Genomic DNA, 19,928 nt, shown 5'->3' on the forward strand with positions numbered 1-19,928 from the left:
TCACTTACGCCGGTGTGGCGTGTGTGACGTGCTGGATAGGATCGTTTATGGCACGGCATCGAGGAATGCGCGTTCTGCGCGGACTTCCTGCCTGCCGACACGAAAAGGGCCACCGCGGTTGCACGCGATGGCCCTCCGACCGAGAAGTACCGAGCAGAAATGCCTGGCTGGTTCATCTGGTATGTCTTTGGCGAGACCATCCCATGATGACACAGCGCGGGCCTTTCAGAGATGAGCAAAGTGCCCAAACATCCGAAGAAACCGAAGCGTGTCGTCCAGTTCGACCTCACTACCTCCCCTGTCCTGGGGGTTCTGACCCTCGCTCTCCTGAGCGGGTACGGCACCCCAGCAATGGAGCCTCCGAGCTGCGTCCCACCGGTGGCGGAGCTGCTCGCGCTCGAGTGAGTATCAGCTGAGGCGCGGTGGGGGTGGCGAGCCCTCACCGCGCCGGCCACGGCCGGCGCGACGCTGCGCGGTGGTGTGGGCAGTCCCCGTGCCAGGGCGCCGGTCAAGCGGTTCCCACGCCGGTCAAGCGGTTCCCACCATGACGAGCGATCCAGGGTGGAGCGGGACGAAACCGTAGCGTTTATAGACGTCGAGGTGCCTGTCTGAGGCGGCAACGGCGGCGATGGTGGAGCCAGCGGGAACCGTTGCGCGCGCGTAGTCCGCAACGAGGCCGAGGCCGAGGCATCGTCGAGAGCTGGCGACGGTGTCGATCCTGTAGCTGCCGCGGGGAACCTTGCGGATCGTCCGCAAGGATCGCCCGGTCAGGAGCGATCCGATCCAACTGATCGCGGGCACGAAAAACAGTGCGGCGATCACCAGGCCTGTCGCGAGGAACCAGGCCGGCGGGAGTAGCAGCGCGGCCGCGATGAGGCCGGCGATCGCCACCGCGGCTACGAGAAGGAACGCGCCGGCGAACCGCAGCGCGTGCTTGATGTTGTGCCCCGGAGGTCTTATCGCGCCGGTCACGGTGCGCCCGTCGTGGCGTAGTTCGCTGTCGGTGGAGACGATCAGGAGCCACATCGGCAAGGTCAGTGCTGCGACGCGACCGCTGAAGCGGCGTGCAAGGAGCCAGGCGACGGGCAGCGTATCGGCTGGTCCGATCGGTTGCATGGGTGACCTCCGTGGGTGGTGCTGATCGTAGGGCGAGCTGGTGACGTTGTGAGGCGGGGGTGTGGGGGCGGCAAGCCCCCACCGCGTCGGCCGCGGCCCTCGATGGGCCGCGGCCGGCGCACGGTTGCGGTGGTGCGGGGCCGGTGGTCCCGGCCCCGCACCGTTCTTCGTCTACCGCTCGCGGATCACCCAACCCGGCGGCATTCCGGTCGCGATGGCGCCGGAGAGCAGTTGTGCGAGCCGGTAGGGCTCGCTGGCCTGGGCGCGGGTGAGGGCTTCGCGGGCGGTGGCCGAGTTCCCGTGCCACCACTCGATGAGTGCCCAGAGGGTCCACGCTGCGGCGCTCTGGTGGCTGTCCGCGTGGGCGATCACCTGGGTGAGCAGGTCGCGCATCTTGTCGGCCTCGTCGCCGGGGCGCACACCTTCCGCGCCGTCGATGATGGCGCGCATCGCCGCGCCGACTCCGGGGGCGTCGCCGCCGGTGTTCGCGAGGGTCTGAGCGATGACGTCTTCGGGGGTTCCGGGGACCATCGCGACGATCAGGGCGTCCCTGGTTGGGACGTCGGTGAGGGCTTCGGCGAGCGTGCCGTAGGTCTCGGGGCCGCTGGTGACTCCGGTGAGGGCGAGGGTCCAGACCGCGTATCCGAACGTGGGGGCGTCGGTGCCGGTGCCGACGTCGGTGCGGAACGTCTCGCCTGCCTGGCGGGCGGCGGCGTGGGCGCCTGCGTCGGCGGGCGTGGGCAGGAGGTCCGCGAGGCTGTCGCGCACGACGTGGCCGGTTGCGACGGCTTCGGCGGCGACCTGGGTTCCCTTGAAGTCCTCGACGGGCTCCGGCTTGGCGGTGGGGTCGTACAGGTCGCGGTAGTCGGTGCTGGTGACCTGCCACGCCTCGCGGACGTCCAGGCCGTAGCCACCGAATGCCTTGGCGGTGCGGTCGATGGCCGCGTGCGCGCGGTCGGTGTCCTCGGTGTAGATGGCGGCGAGGACGGTCGTGGGGTGGTCGCTGTTGACCTGCTGGGCCAGGGTCTCGGCGTGAACCTCGGTCACGTCGTCGAGGTCCATGCGGGCCACGACACCGATACGGCGGTCGCCACGGACCGCGACAACGACGAGGCTCTCGGTCGGGGTGTAGCCGAGACGGATCGGGAGGTACGCGAGGATCTCACGGGTCCCGCTGACAATGATGGGCTGGGTCATGGTGGGTGACCTTTCGTGCCGGAGCCGGGTGATCGGGTGGCCCCCGACCTTTTTCGCCCTCTCCGGACGCCGTAATCCACGCCCGCGATGAAGGACCGGAACACAACCCGTGGTCCGGCCGGCGAAAGGGGCTCGTCGCGCGAAATAAGGGAGCGCAGCGACCGCGTGCGACGAGTTCCGCACGACGGCCGGCGCCGCAGGCGAACGGGTTGTGAGTAGGTCCGCGCGGGTGAGGATGGAGCGACCGGAGAGGAAGAAAGACCAAACAGCTCAGGGCCGCGCAGCGGCCACGCTCAGGACCGCGCAGCGGTCCCAAGGGGTGCGGGGTCTTCCCCGCCCCGGCGCAGCCGGCCAGCAGTCCACGCCTTCGCCTACCGCACGCCAGACCGGCCGCAGCTGAAGCAGGCACCGCCCCTGCTTCTCGGGCGGTTCCTGCGTAACCACCCAACCCCGGCAGCCGCGACCCCGCGTAAATCACCCTGCCGGCTCGTCGGGTCCGACACCCGGACACCGCTACGGTCGTCGCGTGGACTTCTCGGGGTGGCTCGCTGTCGGTGTCGCTCTTACCTTCGCGGTCGCCGTCTTGACGCAGCCGCGTCGTTCATGGGCTTGGTTGCGGGCACATCTGCGGCTGGTACTTGTGGTCATCGGGTTGGTGGGTCTTCTGGTTATCGCGATTACCTGGCTTCCGGAAGTGCTGGCTTCGCCGCTCGATGATCCGGTGGCTCAGGCGGAGGAACTGCGCGAGGAGCGGCGCACGGTTCTCGCGGGGGTTGCCGCACTTGGTGCAGCGATCGGGCTCTTTTACACGCATCAGCGCCATCGGCTGGAGCGTGCGTCGAACGAGCTGGAGCGGGACGCGAACCGCACCGACCGGTACACGAAGGCTGTCGAGCAGCTCGGACACGAGAGCATCCACATCCGCCTAGGTGGCGTGTACGCGCTGGAGCGGGTGATGCAGGACTCCCCGAAGGACGCTCAGACCGTGATGGATGTTCTCTGCGCATTCGTCCGTGAAAGCGCAAATACTCCTGCCCCTGACGGACAAGAAGACGGACCTCTACCGGGTAAGGCGCCAGCGACGGACCTCCAAGCTGCCCTCACAGTTATTGGCCGAAGCCCAAGCGAGATAAGCAAGAACCTGGCTCACGCGCAGCTCTCCGGCGCGGACCTATCCCTCGCGGATCTGTCCCGCGCGTACATGGTCGGCACGGATCTGACCGGGGCGTACATGACCGGCGCGGATCTGACCGGCGCGATCCTGGTCTTCGCGAAATTGATCGACGCAAGCATGCCCAGCGCGGACCTGACCGACGCGAACCTGACCGGCGCGAACCTGACCGACGCGAGCCTGGTCAACGCGGACCTGACTCGCGCGAACCTTCGCGGCGCGAACCTTCGCCGCGCGGACCTTCGCGGCGCGGATCTGACCGACGCGAACCTGACCTCCACGGGCCCAAGTCCAAAGGGGCTTTCCAGCTCTATCTGGAACGCCCACGGTCCGCACAAGACCATCTGGCCGGAGGGCTTCACCCCAGACCACCCGCCCGAGGACGACCTCGCTTAGCGGGTCGCGGGGATCCAGCGGCGGACGTCGCTGGCGCGGAGCCACACGACGACTTCGCGGCGGACGTCGTTCTCGTCAGGGGTCCACAGGACCATGACGTGGGTGGGTGTCCATCGGATCGCGCGGGCTGGGACCCAGCGGGGACCGCTGGGCCAGACGAAGCGGGCCAGGACGGGGATGCGTCCTTGCGGGCGCCCCGGCACATGCTGAGGTTGGTCCGCGTTCAGCGGTCGTGTCGGGTCGGGTGGGGTTGACGCGACGGCGGGGTGCTTCGCCCCTCGAGGATCTGCCATCAGCTGACCAGCCGCAGGCGTGCGGGTGCGGCGCTGATTTCGCGGACGCAGTCGCCGGCCGCGGGCAGGGCGACCTCGAATCGCGCGGGTCGCGCAGCGGCGCCGCGTCCGGTGCGCTCGACGGTGAGCGTCGCAGCCCTGAGGTGGCCGTGGCCGTCGTCTGTGCCGTGCCATGCGCGGGCTGTGGTCTCGAGGACGTGCGCGGCGCCGGGCCATGCGGTTGTGGCCCAGATCGTGGCGCTGGTGTCGCGGGCTCGGGCGCTCAGTCGCCGCTTGTCGGCGTCGGTCAGGGCGATGCCGTCGCCGAGCACGACCTGCTCGAAGCCGTCGAGCATCGCGGCGGCGATCTGCGGTTGGCTGTGGGCGACGACGGGGACGTATGCGGTGCGGTCGAGGTCTATGCCGGCTTCGTGGGCAGCGACCCAGCCGAGGTCGGCGCAGCCGGCGACGGCGATCGATCCCCTGCCTTGGTGGGCGGCAAGCAGCGCCAGCAGCAGCGTCGTCGATGCGGCCACGACGTGGGCGTTGCCGGCGGGCGAGCTGGTGAGCAGTGAGCTGATCGGTTCCGGGTCGTCCGTGTCGAACGCGGCCGGTGCCGCTCGGCGCACGCCGAGTTTCGTCTCCGCGTGCGCGAGCGCGGCTCGTGCGGTCGCAAGGTCTACCGCGGCCACGCCGACACCACGCAATCGAACATGAGTTCGATTCTAGGCGCCTGTCGGTGCCTCGCGGAATGGCCGGCGGAGGCGGGGGTGTGGGGGCGGCAAGCCCCCACCGCGTCGGCCGCGGCCCTCGATGGGCCGCGGCCGGCGCCTGGACGCGCCCGGCTACACGGGGCCGGGTGGACCCGGCCCCGTGCGGTGCTAGGCGTCGCCTTGGGCGATCTTCTCGACGTCGCTCAGGGTGTAGCCCCAGGCGGCGAGGGCGGTGAAGTAGGCCCGTTCGCTGCCGTTGCTGCGCCAGGTGTGGGTTCCGGTGGAGTCCTCGATGCTGCCGAGGATGAGGACGAGGGCGATGTGCTGGGCGCGGGCTTCGCTCGAGCCGTCGACCACGGATTCGATCGCTTCGGCGGTTCGGTAGGGCTCGGTCTTGATGTTGAGCCAGTCGACGGCGAGGCGGTGGCTCTTCTGACTTTCCTTCTCGATCAGGTACGCCCGACCTGCCAGCGCGGTCGCGATGAATGCTGCTGCGCCCTTGGGGGCGGTCTTGCGCTTGGCGAACTGTGCGAGCCACTCGCGGCGCACGGTTTCGGCGGAGCGCCACGCCTTGTTGTTCTCGACGACCTCTCGGCGCTCTGCCTTCTGCTCGTCGGTCATCGGCCCCTTCTTGGGTTCGGCGTACGCGGAGCCCCAGCGGTCCTCGTGGCCGTTGGCTGTGGGGTCGGTGCAGTAGTAGCGCGGCTCGTAGGTCATCTGCTCGTTCCAGCCGTGGCGGACGATGATGGCGGCGTGGCCGGGGCAGGTGGCGTGGTTCTCGACGGTGAGGGCCTCGCCCTCGTTCGCCTGGCGCAGGTAGTCGATGCACCGTGCTGCGCTGTTGGCGTCGTCGTCGAGGTCGATGACGCGGACGTTGTCGGCGGCGAGGGCGGTCTCGGCCTGCGCGTAGAGGGCTGCCCGGGCGCGCTCGTCTCGTGCGCGCTGCGCGGCGTGGATGAGGTTGCCCGGGTCGTCGAGCGTGATTGTGGTCAACTTCTCGACCAGTTCGGCGTCGTCGTCGAACTCCGCGAGGATCGCGGCTTGGTCGAGGGTCAGGTCGTACTTCGCCTGAACGGTCGCGGCGTTGCTGTTCGCTACTTCCAGGACAGCGCTGACGTGGTTCTTCTTGGTGCACGTCTGCTTGGCGATCTGTGAGGCGGTGAGGCCGAGCAGGTGCAGCTGCTTGAACGCTGCGGTGCGGTCGCTGTCTCGCACGTTGCGCCGGTGGTCGTTCTCGACCATCTGCTCGACGATGCGGCGGGCGGGGTCTCCTGCGTCCTGGACGACGTAGGCGGGGATGGTCTCGCGTCCGGCTTCGACGGCGGCGAGGGTGCGCCGCTGTCCGGCGCGCACGTTCAGCGTGCCGTCGTCAGCGCGGACTGCCAGCACGGGGGTGAGCACCCCGTGGGTCTTGATCGATGCGATGAACTCGGGGTCGAGGTCCGCGTCGGCGCGCACGTTTGCTTCGAGGACGAGCGTTCGGGGGTCGACGTCGACGACCTCGGGCTGGGCCACGGGCTGGGTCATGGTGGGTGACCTTTCGTGCCGGAGCCGGGTGATCGGGTGGCCCCCGACCTTTTTTCGCCCTCTCCGGACGCCGTAATCCACGCCCGCGATGAAGGACCGGAACACAACCCGTGGTCCGGCCGGCGAAAGGGGCTCGTCGCGCGAAATAAGGGAGCGCAGCGACCGCGTGCGACGAGTTCCGCACGACGGCCGGCGCCGCAGGCGAACGGGTTGTGAGCAGGTCCGCGCGGGTGAGGATGGAGCGACCGGAGAGGAAGAAAGACCAAACAGCTCAGGGCCGCGCAGCGGCCACGCTCAGGACCGCGCAGCGGTCCCAAGGGGTGCGGGGTCTCCCCGCCCCGGCGCAGCCGGCCAGCAGTCCACGCCTTCGCCTACCGCACGCCAGACCGGCCGCAGCTGAAGCAGGCACCGCCCCTGCTTCTCGGGCGGTTCCTGCGTAACCACCCAACCCCGGCAGCCGCGACCCCGCGTAAAAGCGCATTATCCACAGAGCGCAAAAGGCGAAGGGCAATAGCCGCAATAGCCGAGCCACTTTATCCACAGGGCGAGAGGCCGCCACGTTCCGTGCACACCTGACCGTGGGGGATGCAGGGTAAAGTTACAGCAGTGTCATCTTCTCCCCGGGCTGGACCACCGCAGGAGGGACTCAAGCTCCCAGCTCGGGAGTAGTGAGAGGAGGTGATTCGATGAGCGACGACGACAACCCTAGACACAGAAAAACCAGCGCCCCCGCGTGGGTCATATCCTGCGGGATTCTGGCGCCGGTTCTCTGGAAGGGACTCGAAGTGCTCCACGAGATCGGCTTGCTCTAGCCCCTCGTGAACCTTGAGGCGGGGGCTGGCTGGAACCGGCCCCTCGTCTCGTTCAAGCTCGTCAAGTTGCGTTAACAACAACTTGATAAGTCGAAGATAGCACTTTTTCGCCCGCGTACGCGCGCGTACACAGTCCTACGCGAACCGCTTCCGACCACCTGGCGCCGTCGTGAACTGGCGAGCTACTGCGCCCCAGCAGCAGGACCGCGCAGCGGTCCCAAGGGCGCGGGGCCTCCCCGCCCCGGCGCAGCCGACAGCAAGCAAACGCCATCACCCGCATGGCGCCGGGTGAAACCACCCCTCCAGGAGCGCTCTAGCCCGCCGACGCTGGCACGATCAGGCCCATGACGACCGCCACGGACGACGCCGCCAAGCTGCTCACCTTCATCGACGAGCAGCGGATCGCTGTCGAGACGTCATCCGGGGCGCCGGCGTGGAACCACATGGGTGCCGTCCTCGCCGACGCTGCGATCCAGCCGCTGCGGCTCTACAGGTCATGGGTGAAGCCGAGAGTCGTCGCCCTGCGCAACGACTGGCCGGACGCCGCAACCACCGAAGGACTCCAAGCGAGGCTCGCGACCGATGACGTCGCCGCCGCCCTCAAGAACCTGGACTCCCCGCGCCGGACAGCGAAGATCCCCGCCCTCGCCCAAGTCATGGCCGACCACAACATCGACACCGTCGCCGAGCTTCGCACCCAACTCGCCGACCCGGACACCCGCACCCCGCTGCGCCGCGACATCCGCAAGGTCCGCGACGTCGGACCCAAGACCGTCGACTACTTCGACCGGCTCGCCGGCCTACCCGAAGGAGTCGCCATCGACTCCCGACTCCGTGCGGTCGCCGCGGCCGCCGGGATCGAGAACACCGGGTACGACCACCTCGCCGCCGTCATCCGGGCTGCCGCCAAGCAGCGGGGCTGGGCGCCGGCAGATCTCGACGCTGCACTGTGGCGGTACGGGCAGCCCGCCTTCGACAAGTAAGAGGGCCCGCACTCCGGGGAGTCAAGGCTGGGCGCCCCTGCTTCTCGGGCGGTTCCTGCGTTCCCACCCAGCCCCGGCCGCCGCGACCTCGCGTAGATCAGATGACCTGATCGGCCCCGTAGGTCAGGTCGATCGCGTCGTAGTTGCGCCGGCTGGCGGCGGATAGCTGGTCTTCGAGTGCCGTTTCGAGTGGCGTGGGCAGGACGATGTAGGTTCCGGTGGCTGCGTACAGGTCGATCATGGGTTCCTCGTTCGTCGTCATGAACCGAGCGGCCGGCCGCCGCGCAGGTTCTCGGTGATCGGCTCGAACGGCTCACCGCCGTTGTAGTCACGCTGGGCACGCTCAATCTCGCGGGCGAGGGCGTTCTCGAGGAACTTCGAGAACGTAGGAGTCCCCTCGTTGACCATCAACAGCCGAAAGGCCGCACGCGCCTGGGCGCGCACGTCAGGGTCGATGACGCCGCTGACCTGCACCCCGCGGCCGCGAGATGCAGGGCTCGCCGCTTGCGGCGCAGTCTCTCGCTGAGCCGGTGTCGCCGGCGCCGTCCGAGGGGCGCTAGCTTCGCGGTTCTTGCGCTGCAAACTCGAAGCGGACCGCGCGGTCCGCGCGGGCAGCTTCAGCGCGCCACGCTCGCTCGTCTCGCTCATGCGGACACCTCTTCCTGCTCTCCGGCAGAGAGCCTCTCGACAATCTCCATCGTCAGGGCGTGGAAGTCGTCTGCGACTGACGTCGCTGTCCTCGGCCCTCCGGCACCATCGGTGGCCTCTCCCCTGCGGATCTTCCACCACGGCGGAGCGGCGCGGACCTCGTCCTCGAGCTCGTGGACGAGCAGTCCTCGAGTTCGCACGGCCTGCGCGACGGCGCTCGAGTGGCGGATCGTGGCGCGGAACAGCACGTCGGGATCGCCGACGCTCTCCGCGATCATGTTCCGGGCCTCGTGCTGAACCCGGGTGGCACTCGTGTCCACGGCGAAGAGAGCGACACCCAGCAGGTCCAGGTCGGGGTTGAGGTCGAGAACGGCTTCGAGCCGGTCTGCTACCTCGCGAAGACCGCGCTCGGAGCCGGCGTCGACCTTGGCCGGGACGATGGCCCACCGGGCCGCGGTGATCGCGGCCTGCTGCAAGGCGTCGCCTCCGGGCGGGCAGTCGATCAGGATGAGGTCGTAGTCGGCCGCGATCGGCGCGAGCAGGCTAGCCAGGGCCTCGCGCGGGTCGTCGCGCTTGCGGTTGTTGGCAGCGAGCGCGGCCTGTGCGTGGTGCAGCTCGGAGCCTCCGACCATCACGTCGAGGTTCTCTCGAATACCGCGAGCGACTTCAACGTTCCCGCCTCGGAAGGTGAGCGCTGTGGCGAGGGATTGGCCGTCATCGTCCCGCTCTCCCCCGCTGTATCCGAGGTCGAGACCGAGGTTGCCCTGCGGGTCCATGTCGACGGCGAGGACCCGATACCCACTCTTGGCGAGCAGGCCGGCGACGTTCGCGGCGATGGTGGTCTTCCCTACGCCACCCTTGCCGTTGATGACCGCGATGACGCGGTCGAGGCCTGTTCTGTCGACGGTTCCGGGCATGGTCGCTCCCCTTCTAGAAACTCTAGTGTTTCTTGCGTTCATAGTAACTCTAGCATCCATACTGTATCTAGAATCTCTAGTATTTCTAGCATATCCAGCGTTGCTAGAAATACTAGAGACTGCCTGGCTCATGGGCGATCCACCTCGTGCAGTGGAACCATCCGCCGGCGGTCCTTGGCCTGCGCGATCGCCGCACGCACGTCAGCGAGAGCCTGGTTGACGGCGGGGGAGTGCGAAGCAGAACCTCGCACCGCCAGCACCGCGGCGCGGTCCTCAGCCTGCTTGCGGGCTCGGGCCCGTGCCTCGGCGCGACGCGCAAGCTGTCTCTGACTCCTGGAACGCATGACGGTTCCCGCGGCATCACGCCAGAACGTCAACCGGTACGCGAACCAGGCGCCGACGTTCCCCACGCCTTCGGCACCTGAATGCGGTTGCAAGGTGCCGTTGGGGAAGGTGTCGATCGCGTGTTGGACGTCGTTGACCGTCCATCCCGCGAGGAAGAACAGGCGCAGGCACGATCTGACGTGCTCGTTCGAGATCCTCCGTAGGACCGGGATGCGGTGACGTAGCTCGGAAGCCGCCAGATAGCGTTCATCCCTGCTGCTTGTCGTTGCATGACCTGGCCACCGCTGATCGTGCCGGGGGAGTGCAGGCCGATTGCCGCCACGCCGCGGAGCGGCGTCGAGAGAGTCCTGGCCGCGAAGCGGCGCAGTTTGCGGTTCGCGCGTCTCGCGCGCGTGCGGGGGTGAGTTTCTTTCTTAGGTGACCACGACGGGTCGCCATCTCTATCAACAGAACCTATGACGGACCCAGATCCCGAGCCCTGGACCTTCCTTCCCTGAGGCGTGTCGGCAAGGACGTCCAGGGGAACGAGCATCACGTAGACGGGGGTCGTGTTCTCCCTGCCGAGCGCGGCCGGGAAGAACGCCCCCGTGGTCCCCTTGATGACGGTCGCGAGCAGGCCGGCAGCGTGAAGGAGCGCGATGTACCGGCTGACGGTCCGGACGGAGCATCCACAGCGCTCAGCGAGCCTCGCGTGCACGACGCCGGCGAGCATCTGCTTGCGCTCGCTCTGGACCTGCCAGTCGGCCGACCGGGCGAGCTGGATGGCGATGCTGCGAAGTCGCGCGAAACCGTCGGCGCGTAGCCGGCGGATGCCGACGTGCGTCGAAGCCGACAGAGCTGCGACGACGTCGAAGAGCGATTCCGCCGGCGTCGAGTCGGCCGGGACCACCCGGGCGACGTCGGCCCACGAGCATTCGTGAGCGACGGACTGACGCCGGCCAGGCTTGGACGTTTGTCCAGAAATGTCCGCAACGGGCGCGTGATCGTAGGGCGTGTCGGCAGCAAAAGGGTGTGCGACAGCCAGGGCGGTGCTTATGATGGGCCCCATAACGTAGGACGCACGAAGGTGCGTTAGTCGGAGCTCTCGACCTCGGCCGCCAAGCTGAGAGGGTCAAGAACTTTGGCGCAGGGCCCGAACCTTCTGGTTCGGGCCCTTCTCTTTGTCTCTAGGCGCTCTGCTGGTAGACGACCTCCTCGGTCATGTTGAACTGGCCCTGGCCGGGCGCGTCAGCGCTCGGTGCTAGCTCTGGGAGGCCTACGTGCGCAGCAAGCACGTTGGCGATGTAGTCGGAGTAGGTGAGGCCTGCTGCCTCTGCCCGCTCCCGAAGGACATCCCCGACCGGCCGCGCCGTGCGAGTGATGAACTGATCGCGATCACCCTTGCTCTTGCGCCCCGGGCGCCCTGGACCTGCCATACGTCCACCTAAGCAGGGAACTAAGTCAGATTTCGTATTCGCCACGGCGTGTCGCGCCCGGAGTGTGCCGTCCATCACTCGCCGCGGCTCACAGGCCCCGAGCGACCGCAGCCCCAGCAGCGAGCCACGCTCGCTGCGTCGTCGACCGCAGGGACCCGTAGCGCAGAACCCCGTCGACCATCGCCGGGTCGAACGGAATCGTGACGGCCTCACGGGCGAGCGGGCGGTAACCGTCCGCCACACGCCGCACATCGGCCTCGCTGGCCTTCGGGTCCGCCTGCGTCACGACCGCGATCGCACCTGCCGCGAGGGCCGCGGAGCGCTCGTCACGCTCGCCGAGCGCCTCGAGCAGCAAAGCGCCGGCCTCGGCGTGGTCGTCGCGCGTGGTGGTCGCGACGACGAGCTGATCGGTCTGGTCGATCATGCGCAGCCACATCGGGTCGGACTCGTCGTTGCCGCTGTCGATGAAGATCATCCGGTAATACTTCGCCGCGACCGCGTGGATCGCATCGACGTCGCTCGGCTCGACCCGCTGCTCCTGAGCCAGTGCCATCGGCTTGGATCGGAGCACGTCGAACCGATCCCGCGTCTGGTGGTGCACGTAGTGAGCGAGATCCGCGGACTGCGCGCTGGTGCTCAGGAGTCGGTCGACCTGGGGGAGCAGGTCGAGGAGGGTCGCTTCGTGCGGCCCCTGCTCGGTGCGCCACCCAAGGGTTCCCCGTGTCTGGTTGTTGTCCCACGTCAGGACTCCGGCGCCCCCGTAGCGCGCGAAGACCGCCGCGAGCAGAACGGTCGAAGGAGTCTTGCCGGCCCCGCCCTTGCCGTTGACGACGGCGATGGTCCGTGGACCCGGCCAGTGCTGGGAGACCGCCTGGACGTCGTTGCGCTCGCGCCGTTCGTCCTCGCTGGGGCTGAGGCGGATCCCGACGCCGGCGAGCCACCCCCGCCAGCCCCTCGCCGCAGGTTCCTCGAACTTTTCTTCCGTCAGGAACGACCGCCGCAGCTCACGTCTCGTCGTCGGGGTCTCCGCGCCCTGCGCGGGACCAGCGTGGAGCCACTCGCGCGGCGAATCCGCCTCGACTTCACTGTCAGCGGGAGCCGGCTCGGGCTCCGGCTCCGGCTCCGGCTCGGGCTCCGGCTCGGGCAGGGGAGGGGTCGCTGCCGCGTCCGAGGGCGCTTGGCGGGCTGGCTTCCTGGCCCGGCTCTCCTTGACGACCGGCGCGCTCTCGTCGGCCTCGACGGTTCCGTCCGGGTGCACGACCAGAGGCCAGGACCCGTCCGGGCCGCTGGTGCTCATCCGCACGGGACGGGAGAGCTTGCCTGCGGTCCCGGCGACCATCGTGCGAATAGCCTCGCGCGCGTCAGCGAGGCTCTGGGTCTCGATGGGGTGGGAGGTCCCGTTGATGGTGACCTCCCCGGAACCGTCGTGGCGGGTGATGGCCTCGATGCGCGGCCAGTCGGGAACGGTGTCGGTGCTCATCCTGGACTCCAGTTCTATGTGAGGGAGATGCCGACTTCGGCCATGAAGGGCTCTGGGTCGGTCGGGGTTCCATTGATTTCGACTTTGAAGTGCAGGTGGCAGTCCGTGGACTGGCCGCTCGAACCGGTGCGGGCGATCTGTTGGCCGGCGGTGACGTGGTCGCCGGCACGCACGAGGATCCCCGAGGGGTACATGTGCAGGTAGCTCGTGAGCACACCTCCGCCGTGGTCGACGGTGATCGTCCCGTTCCCGCTCTGATCGGCGCCGGTGAAGGTCACCACGCCGTCCTGCGCGGCCCAGATCGGCCCGCCGCACCCGCCGGCCGCGAAGTCGGTGCCGTTGTGTAGACGCCATTCATGACGGATGGGGTGAAGCCGCATCCCGAACCTGCTCGTGATCGGTCCGTCACCCGGCTGGGCCCAGCCGGTCGGGCTGACCGTGCCTGGGACGGTCGCGCCGCCGGAACAGACCTGGTCTCCGGTGCCTGCGACGAGTCCGGTGTCGCTGCCGCTCAGCGCTTCGACGATCGCTATCGCCGGGTCCCAGAAGCGCGCGTAGTGGAACGGGTCTGCGTTGGCCTGAGTGCGGTGGGCCACGATGGTTGGCTCGAGAGACTGGCGGCCATCGACCCTGCTCATCGCGGTGAAGAAGTTCGTAGCGCTGGTGAAGGGATCCATTCGGTCGGCGTATGACCCCCAGGCACCGTTGTCGCGCTGCTGGAACAGTCCTCGTGAGTCGGGACCGGCGAGGTCCCCGTGGTCGACGACGACGAGGCCCGATTCGCCGAGGGCCGTCATCACCCCGATTGTCTGATCGCGTGCGCCGAGCCCGAGTGCTTTGCCGGCCTCGAGGATCTGTGCGGCGTTGGCGAGCTGCTCGGCCGAGTAGCCGTCGACGGTCGGCAGCGTCTCACCGGAGACACCTAGAGCCGTTCCCGGCAGCACGCCAGGGTTGCAGGGGTCCTCGCTGCCATCCATCAGGAGCAGACCGAACATCGCGCCGAAGGCGAGGACCGGCACGGTCACCACAGCGACCACTGCACCCGACGTTGACTTCGAGGGCATGGTTCAGCGACCGTCCTCGACTGGAACGATGCGGGAGGCGAGCCACGGGGACTCGCCATCGACACGCACCAGCGTGACGGCGTAGTCGCCGGCGTCAGTTGGGACCTCGACGACGGCAACGTAGGCGCTCGTGTCGTCGACCAGACGTGCGGGGCCTTGAACATCGCGCACGGGGACGTTGGCGGGATCGACGTATGCATAGTCCACCGCGGCCTGAGGCTCTAGGTGCGGCTCAAGCTCGTTCCACCAGGCGTCGAAGTCCAGATCTGGACGCGCGAAGTCGTCGAGCGTCTTCGTCGCCGCGTCGAGGGCGCCGGCCCGGGACTCCTCATCCCAGGTCGGGACGACGCGCGGAGCGATCGTCTCGCCGGTGTCCTCATCGATGGCGCCCAAAGGTGCGGGTATCAACGAGTCGAGGTCTGGCTCGATCGAGGGACCCGAGGCAGATGGGTCGACCGTGGCAACCGGCGTCGGGGGAGCGTCCGCAGGAGGCTCGGTCGCCGCGGTGGAGCAGGCGCCGAGGCAGGCCGCTGTGGCGCACAGCGTGAGCATCGCCGGAATGCGTCGCACGCGGTTCAGCTCCCTTCGTTGTCCTCGTTCTCGTGCTTCTTGGGAGAGTTCGCGCCGGCTTGGAGGGTCGCCTTCAGTTCGTCTCGAACGATGAACCAGGTGGCGCCGATCTTGTAGCCGGGGATGACTCCATCGCGGAGCCAGTTGTAGATGCCTTGCTTCGTGAGCCCTAGCAGCTGCGCGACTTCTGGTGCCGTCAGCAACTCCTTGCGGCCCTCAAAGAGGGCATCGAGGCCCCCGCTCATGCGGAGCCTCCACGAGTCGATGCGCATGTGACTAGAGTAGACCAAATCACACGGTGTGTGTCTAGCACGTATTCAGTCATCTGATTTTGCCCTCCGTTTGTCTCTATAGGTCGCAACCGCTACACTGAGACCAGGAACGATTGCGCACACCAGTATCTAGGGGGATCGGTGCCGTGAACGCTGGAATCAACCCGTGGGTGTCCCGTCCGGACTCCGCCGAGACCGTCGAGACCGCGCCAGCGCGCCCGCTTCCACTTGCCGCGACCGGACCGTTGACACCACAGCAGGGGTGCCCGCGCCTGATCGCGTCGACCAACTCCCGATCCGTTCGCAGCCTTCAACTGCGGCCCTCTGGTGCCTCGGAGCACACGGAGGCGCGGGGGAGTCGAGCCTGGCAGAGCTGGACCCGGAGTGGTCCGCCGCCGGCCATGCATGGCCTGTCTGCAACTCCGCGTCCCCGTCGAAGGTCATCCTCGTCGCACGTTCGAACGCCCGGGGTCTTCGCGCGGCTCAAGCAGCGGCGACGCAGTGGGCAGCGGGGCTCGTGAGCAACGTGGAGCTGCTCGGGCTCGCGATCGTCGCCGATGCGCCGGGTCGTCTGCCGCGCGCGCTGCGACACCAGGCACAGGTGATCGCTGGGGAGTCCCGCGTACCTGGAACGTTCCCTGGATGGAGTCGTGGCGCATGGGCGCCCCATCCCTGCTCGAAGACTCTCCGCGTGAGATTCGCCGCCTCGTCGATGACCTGAACGGCATCCTCTAACCCGGTGCCGCCGGCACCACTCACTGAAAGGCACTCCAATGGCGCTCTACGAATCCCTAGCGGCTGCGGCCGACGTCATCGCGCTCGTCCCCGACCCGGGCCCGGCCCAGCCCCCGGGCACCGAGGGCGTGACGACCATCGTCAGCTGGCTCAAGTGGATCGGCTACGTCGTCGTCGCCGGCGCGATCATCGTCGGCGGTATCGCCATCGCCGTCAGCTTCCGCCGCGGCGAGGGGCATGACGCACTGCCGAAGGTTCTGTGGCCGATGGCCGGCGCGATCGTCATCGGAGCAGGGGCCGCCTGGATCGGCGTCGTCGCCGGAAGCTGAGAGGGATAACCACAATGTCCGAAGACGAAGACGAGCGAAGCATGTGGACCCGGCCCGGCTTCGTCGTGGCCGGCGGCACTGTGGTCGCAATAGTGATCCTCGGCGCGGTGCTGGCCGTCACGGCCGGCGACGATGACGAGCCGTCGACCGCAGAGCCGAGCCAGACCCCCAGCGCGAACCCGTTCGAACCAGCACCCGACACCAATAGTGAAAGCGTCTGTGGCCTCGAGGGGGACGTCATGGAAGGGACCGTCTCTGCCGGCCCCGAAGCCGACTGGTCCTACCAGGGAACGACCGCATACCCGACGTCTCCGATCTACGGTCCCGCTGACACTTTCACGGCCAACGACGTGCGGTTCTGCTTTCAACGCTCCCCAGAGGGCGCCCTGTTCGCTGCCGCGAATGCACTGGCTCAGTCGGCGGACCCAGACAGCGTTGAAGCATGGGGGACGTATTTCCTAGCAAGAGGCTCGGCCAAGGATGAGCTCCTTGCTGAGAACAGCGGAGAGACCTCAACTTCCGGCTCGCGGGTCAATCTCGTTGGGTTCCGCGTCCTGTCCTACGACGGGGACACCGCTCTGGTGGACCTCGCCACGCAAGGGGCGGTCGAGGGCCAGAGCTTCACGATGTCGATCGTCTACGACCTGGTCTGGGAGAGCGGCGACTGGAAGTTGGTTGTTGACGACCCGGACGCCCCACTCGACGCCGCGATGATCCCGGACCTTGCGGGATACGTCAGCTGGGGGCATGAGCGATGGCGGCGTGTGAAGGGTTTGATCGGTTCCTACCGGTCTGCGGCGTGGCGAACGTTGCAGGTGCGATCAACACCGTCTCGAACCCGTTCGACAACCTCGCCAACTCGGTGATCGAGGCGTTCGGAAAGACGGTGACCGCTCTCGGAACCGTCTGGGTGAAGATCGGCACCCCCAACCTCACAGGCTCGGGCGGGGAATCGACCGTCGCCCCGGGGAGTCGCGCGCCTGACTCTGGCAACATCACGACGATCTTGGGATACGTGTCGTGGATCGGCTTCTCAATGGCGGCGATCGCGCTCGTCATCCTCGGCGCTTTGATCGCGGTCAGCCTTCGCCGTGGTGAAGGAGTTAGTGCCGTGGGTCGTATCGGCTTCGTGCTCGGTGGAGCGATCCTCATCGGAGGTTCTGCGGGGATTGTCTCGGTCCTGCTCCCGGCGAGCCCCGGGGCGCGGCCGGCACGGTCGGCTTCCTTCAATCCTCCCTGTGGTGGTACATGGCCGCCGGCGCTGTGGTTTCGATCATCATCGGTGGCATCCGCATGGCGTGGGAGCAGCGCGCGGACCCAGGCAGGGACACGGTCAAGAGCCTGCTGACCCTGATCGTTGTCGCCGGCGCCGGCGTGACCGTCGTCGGCCTCCTGGTCACCGCGGCCGACTCGTTCTCCGTGTGGATTCTCAACGCCTCGCTGGATTGCAGCATCGGCACCGCCGCCTGCTTCTCGGAGAACGTGCTGGGGCTGCTGGCCCTGACTACCAACCCGATCACCGCAGGTCTCGGCCCGCTACTCATCATCATTCTCGGGATCGTCGCGATCTTCGCGACGGTGTTGCAGATCGTGCTGATGGTCGCCCGTGGCGGGATGCTCGTGATCCTGGTCGGGATCCTCCCGCTTACAGCCTCAGCTACCAACACTGAGGCCGGGAAGATGTGGTTCAAGAAGAGCATCGGATGGCTAGTCGCCTTCATTCTCTACAAGCCGGCCGCTGCGATTGTCTACGCGACCGCGTTCAAGTTGTCGAGCACGTCGGTGTTCACTGACGACGGCTCGGGACTGCTGTCCGTCCTCACCGGCCTGACGCTCATGATCCTCGCCCTGTTCGCGCTCCCGGCCCTGATGCGTTTCGTCACGCCCGCCGTTAGTTCAATGGCCTCTGGTGGCGCTGGTGGAGCTCTCGCCCTGGGAGCGGCTGCCGCTCTCCCTCAGGCGCAGCGGCCATCGGGAAGGCCGCATCCGGGACGGGATCAAGTGCTGCCTCTGCCAGCCCTGGCGGCGGATCCGCACAGCCGACTGCCGGAGGCTCGTCCGGCGGTGGAGCTGCTCGCGGTAGCGCGCCGTCCAGCGGAGGCCCGTCCGGCGGAGCCGCGGGCGGTGGCGCGGGCGGTGGCGCGGGCGGTGGCGCGCCGTCCAGCGGAGGCCCGTCCGGCGGAGCCGCGGGCGGTAGAGCGCCAGCAGGTGTCGCGCCCGCCGGAGACGCAGCAGCAGGCGGAGGCGCAGCGGCCGGAGGCGCAGCAGCAGGCGGAGGCGCAGCAGCAGGCGGAGGCGCAGCAGCAGGAGGCGCAGCAGCCGGGGCCGCTGGCGGTCCGGTCGGTGCAGCCGCCGGAGCGGCGATCGGAGTTGCGAAGGGCGCAGGGCAGGCCGTGAGCGGTACAGCCAAGAAGATCGCTGAGGAATCGACAGGGGAGGGTGGTGGTCCCGATGGCAGTCGATAGCCGAATGTCCGAGGCACCGCGAACATATGGAAACTGGCGGCGCCCGACGTCGCCAGGGCTGCTCGGCCTGGGCACCGCCGGCACGGGGCTGATGTTCATCGGGCTCTTCGTTGTCCTGGTCGTGCTCATGGCGTCGACCCTGCTTGCTGCGCTCGCCACGGCCGCGGGCTTCGGGGCTTTGCTGTTGCTGCTCGTGACAAAGGACTCGCACGGTCGCAACGTCCTCACGCGGGCCTCGTCTCGTCTGGCGTGGCTCTCGGCCCGCTCTCGCGGAACCCACCTGTACCGATCGGGGCCGATCGGCCGCACGGAATGGGGAACCTACCAACTCCCGGGCATCGCGGCTGGGACTCGTCTCAGCGAACACCGAGACTCCTACGGCCGACCGTTCGCGCTTCTCTACACCCCTGCGACGCGCAGCTACTCCGTGGTGATCGGCACAGACCCGGACGGGGCAGCGCTCGTCGACCAGGAGCAGCTCGACGGCTGGGTCGCCGAATGGGGGCATTGGCTCGCGAATCTCTCCGACGAGCCCGGGATCGAGGCTGCGGCGGTCACCATCGAGACCGCTCCGGACTCGGGCTCCCGACTGCGTCGCGAGGTGTCGTTGAACACCGATGAGGGGGCGCCTGAGTTCTCCCGAGCCGTGCTCGATGAGGTTGTCGCCCGCTACCCGGCAGGGTCCTCGACGGTGAAGGCGTTCGTCTCGCTGACGTTCGCCGCCGCCGCCCGTGCAGGTGCGAAGCCGCGCAAGCCCGAAGATATGGCCCGCGAGCTCGCTTCACGGATCCCCGGGCTGACCGGAAGCCTTCAAGCGACCGGCGCAGGGGCCGCACACCCGATGAGCGCACAGGAACTGTGTGAAACCGTTCGCATCGCGTACGACCCTGCCGCTGCGGCCCTCATCGACGAAGCCCACGCCCAAGGTGAGCTGCCGGAGATGCTCTGGCCGGACGTCGGACCGTCCGCTGCCGAGGCGACCTGGGAGTCCTACCGCCATGACTCGGCGCGCTCGGTCACCTGGTCCATGACCGGTGCGCCGCGTGGCAACGTCCAGTCGGGAGTCCTTGCCCGTCTTCTCGCGCCGCATCGAGAAATCGCACGGAAGCGGGTCACTCTGCTCTATAGGCCGATCGACTCGGCGCGCGCAGCAGCGCTGGTCGAGGCGGACCTTCGCTCGGCGGAGTTCCGGGCCTCCGCGTCGCGTAAGCCGGCAGCGCGTGACTCTCTAGGAGTGCGGGCGGCCGCCGCGACGGCAAGCGAGGAAGCCTCTGGCGCGGGGCTCGTGAACTTCGGTCTCCTGGTGACCGCAACCGTCACGGATCCGAGCAAGGAGGCGGACGCGAGGGCTGCGGTCGACAACCTGTCCGCTACCGCCCGGTTGAAGCTGCGGCCGGTTTACGGGTCGCAGGACTCGGCGTTCGCTGCGGCGCTCCCGCTGGGTCTGATCCTGTCCAAGCACGTGTCGGTGCCTGCCGAACTGCGGGACAAGCTGTGAGCC

20 protein-coding genes are annotated in these 19,928 nt (G+C 68.2%); 8 read left to right on the forward strand and 12 right to left on the reverse strand.

Going from position 1 to position 19,928, the window contains the following annotated elements; translation table 11 throughout:
- Positions 1-528 precede the first annotated feature (528 nt).
- Entirely contained in the window at positions 529-1,116 is a 588-nt protein-coding gene (locus tag QUE47_RS16095; RefSeq protein WP_286219595.1) for a hypothetical protein, read from the reverse strand.
- A gap of 171 nt (positions 1,117-1,287) precedes the next feature.
- Positions 1,288-2,313 (reverse strand): DUF4192 domain-containing protein, encoded by a 1,026-nt coding sequence (locus QUE47_RS16100; protein WP_286219596.1) that lies wholly within the window; start codon positions 2,311-2,313, stop codon positions 1,288-1,290.
- Positions 2,314-2,839: 526 nt separating this feature from the next.
- On the opposite strand from QUE47_RS16100, the gene QUE47_RS16105 reads away from it, so the two are divergent.
- Positions 2,840-3,880 (forward strand): pentapeptide repeat-containing protein, encoded by a 1,041-nt coding sequence (locus QUE47_RS16105; RefSeq protein WP_286219597.1) that lies wholly within the window; start codon positions 2,840-2,842, stop codon positions 3,878-3,880.
- 292 nt (positions 3,881-4,172) lie between these two features.
- Here the strand turns inward: QUE47_RS16105 and imuA' are convergent, their stop codons facing one another.
- Positions 4,173-4,844, reverse strand: a complete 672-nt coding sequence (gene imuA' / locus QUE47_RS16110; protein ID WP_286219598.1) for a DnaE2-dependent mutagenesis accessory factor ImuA' — start codon at positions 4,842-4,844, stop codon at positions 4,173-4,175.
- 189 nt (positions 4,845-5,033) lie between these two features.
- Positions 5,034-6,392 carry a ParB/RepB/Spo0J family partition protein gene (locus QUE47_RS16115; protein ID WP_286219599.1) on the reverse strand — a complete coding sequence of 453 codons (1,359 nt, stop codon included), beginning with the start codon at positions 6,390-6,392 and terminating at the stop codon, positions 5,034-5,036.
- 686 nt (positions 6,393-7,078) lie between these two features.
- Between QUE47_RS16115 and QUE47_RS16120 the strand changes: the two genes are divergently transcribed.
- Entirely contained in the window at positions 7,079-7,204 is a 126-nt protein-coding gene (locus tag QUE47_RS16120; protein WP_286219600.1) for a hypothetical protein, read from the forward strand.
- 344 nt (positions 7,205-7,548) lie between these two features.
- Positions 7,549-8,187: a DUF8548 family protein gene (locus tag QUE47_RS16125; protein WP_286219601.1), complete on the forward strand. Its 639-nt coding sequence runs from the start codon at positions 7,549-7,551 to the stop codon at positions 8,185-8,187.
- Positions 8,188-8,284: 97 nt separating this feature from the next.
- Here the strand turns inward: QUE47_RS16125 and QUE47_RS16130 are convergent, their stop codons facing one another.
- The 8 genes from QUE47_RS16130 to QUE47_RS16165 form a co-directional block, all read right to left on the reverse strand.
- Positions 8,285-8,428, reverse strand: a complete 144-nt coding sequence (locus tag QUE47_RS16130; RefSeq protein ID WP_286219602.1) for a hypothetical protein — start codon at positions 8,426-8,428, stop codon at positions 8,285-8,287.
- 17 nt (positions 8,429-8,445) lie between these two features.
- Positions 8,446-8,835: a ParB family protein gene (locus QUE47_RS16135; RefSeq protein ID WP_286219603.1), complete on the reverse strand. Its 390-nt coding sequence runs from the start codon at positions 8,833-8,835 to the stop codon at positions 8,446-8,448.
- On the reverse strand, positions 8,832-9,884 hold the full coding sequence (locus QUE47_RS16140) for a ParA family protein (protein ID WP_286219610.1): 1,053 nt from the start codon (positions 9,882-9,884) through the stop codon (positions 8,832-8,834). Before QUE47_RS16140 ends, QUE47_RS16135 begins: the two co-directional genes overlap by 4 nt.
- Positions 9,885-11,263: 1,379 nt before the next feature.
- A complete protein-coding gene (locus QUE47_RS16145) occupies positions 11,264-11,512 on the reverse strand; it encodes a hypothetical protein (RefSeq protein ID WP_286219611.1) in 249 nt (82 codons plus the stop codon).
- Positions 11,513-11,600: 88 nt separating this feature from the next.
- Positions 11,601-12,992, reverse strand: coding sequence for an AAA family ATPase (locus tag QUE47_RS16150; protein ID WP_286219612.1), 1,392 nt, complete (start codon positions 12,990-12,992; stop codon positions 11,601-11,603).
- Between the two features lie 14 nt (positions 12,993-13,006).
- On the reverse strand, positions 13,007-14,017 hold the full coding sequence (locus QUE47_RS16155; RefSeq protein ID WP_286219568.1) for a M23 family metallopeptidase: 1,011 nt from the start codon (positions 14,015-14,017) through the stop codon (positions 13,007-13,009).
- A 42-nt stretch (positions 14,018-14,059) separates the two neighbouring features.
- Positions 14,060-14,449, reverse strand: a complete 390-nt coding sequence (locus tag QUE47_RS16160; protein WP_286219569.1) for a hypothetical protein — start codon at positions 14,447-14,449, stop codon at positions 14,060-14,062.
- Positions 14,450-14,631: 182 nt separating this feature from the next.
- Positions 14,632-14,898, reverse strand: coding sequence for a helix-turn-helix domain-containing protein (locus QUE47_RS16165; RefSeq protein ID WP_286219570.1), 267 nt, complete (start codon positions 14,896-14,898; stop codon positions 14,632-14,634).
- A gap of 262 nt (positions 14,899-15,160) precedes the next feature.
- Here QUE47_RS16165 and QUE47_RS17035 point away from each other — a divergent pair, with 262 nt between their 5' ends.
- The 5 genes from QUE47_RS17035 to QUE47_RS16185 all read left to right on the forward strand — a co-directional run bounded on the left by QUE47_RS17035 (position 15,161) and on the right by QUE47_RS16185 (position 19,925).
- The gene (locus QUE47_RS17035) at positions 15,161-15,619 is read left to right on the forward strand and encodes a DUF6668 family protein (RefSeq protein ID WP_350227763.1); all 459 of its coding nucleotides are present in this window, start codon (positions 15,161-15,163) and stop codon (positions 15,617-15,619) included.
- A 52-nt stretch (positions 15,620-15,671) separates the two neighbouring features.
- Complete coding sequence (locus tag QUE47_RS16170; protein ID WP_286219571.1) at positions 15,672-15,962, forward strand: hypothetical protein; 291 nt, start codon at positions 15,672-15,674, stop codon at positions 15,960-15,962.
- 41 nt (positions 15,963-16,003) lie between these two features.
- Positions 16,004-16,828, forward strand: a complete 825-nt coding sequence (locus QUE47_RS16175) for a DUF8175 domain-containg protein (protein WP_286219572.1) — start codon at positions 16,004-16,006, stop codon at positions 16,826-16,828.
- 382 nt (positions 16,829-17,210) lie between these two features.
- The gene (locus QUE47_RS16180) at positions 17,211-18,359 is read left to right on the forward strand and encodes a TrbL/VirB6 family protein (RefSeq protein WP_286219573.1); all 1,149 of its coding nucleotides are present in this window, start codon (positions 17,211-17,213) and stop codon (positions 18,357-18,359) included.
- Positions 18,360-18,413: 54 nt separating this feature from the next.
- Positions 18,414-19,925, forward strand: coding sequence for an SCO6880 family protein (locus tag QUE47_RS16185; RefSeq protein WP_286219574.1), 1,512 nt, complete (start codon positions 18,414-18,416; stop codon positions 19,923-19,925).
- Positions 19,926-19,928 lie beyond the last annotated feature (3 nt).

Source organism: Paraoerskovia sediminicola (assembly GCF_030296575.1).
In the GTDB taxonomy this organism is placed as follows: domain Bacteria; phylum Actinomycetota; class Actinomycetes; order Actinomycetales; family Cellulomonadaceae; genus Paraoerskovia; species Paraoerskovia sediminicola.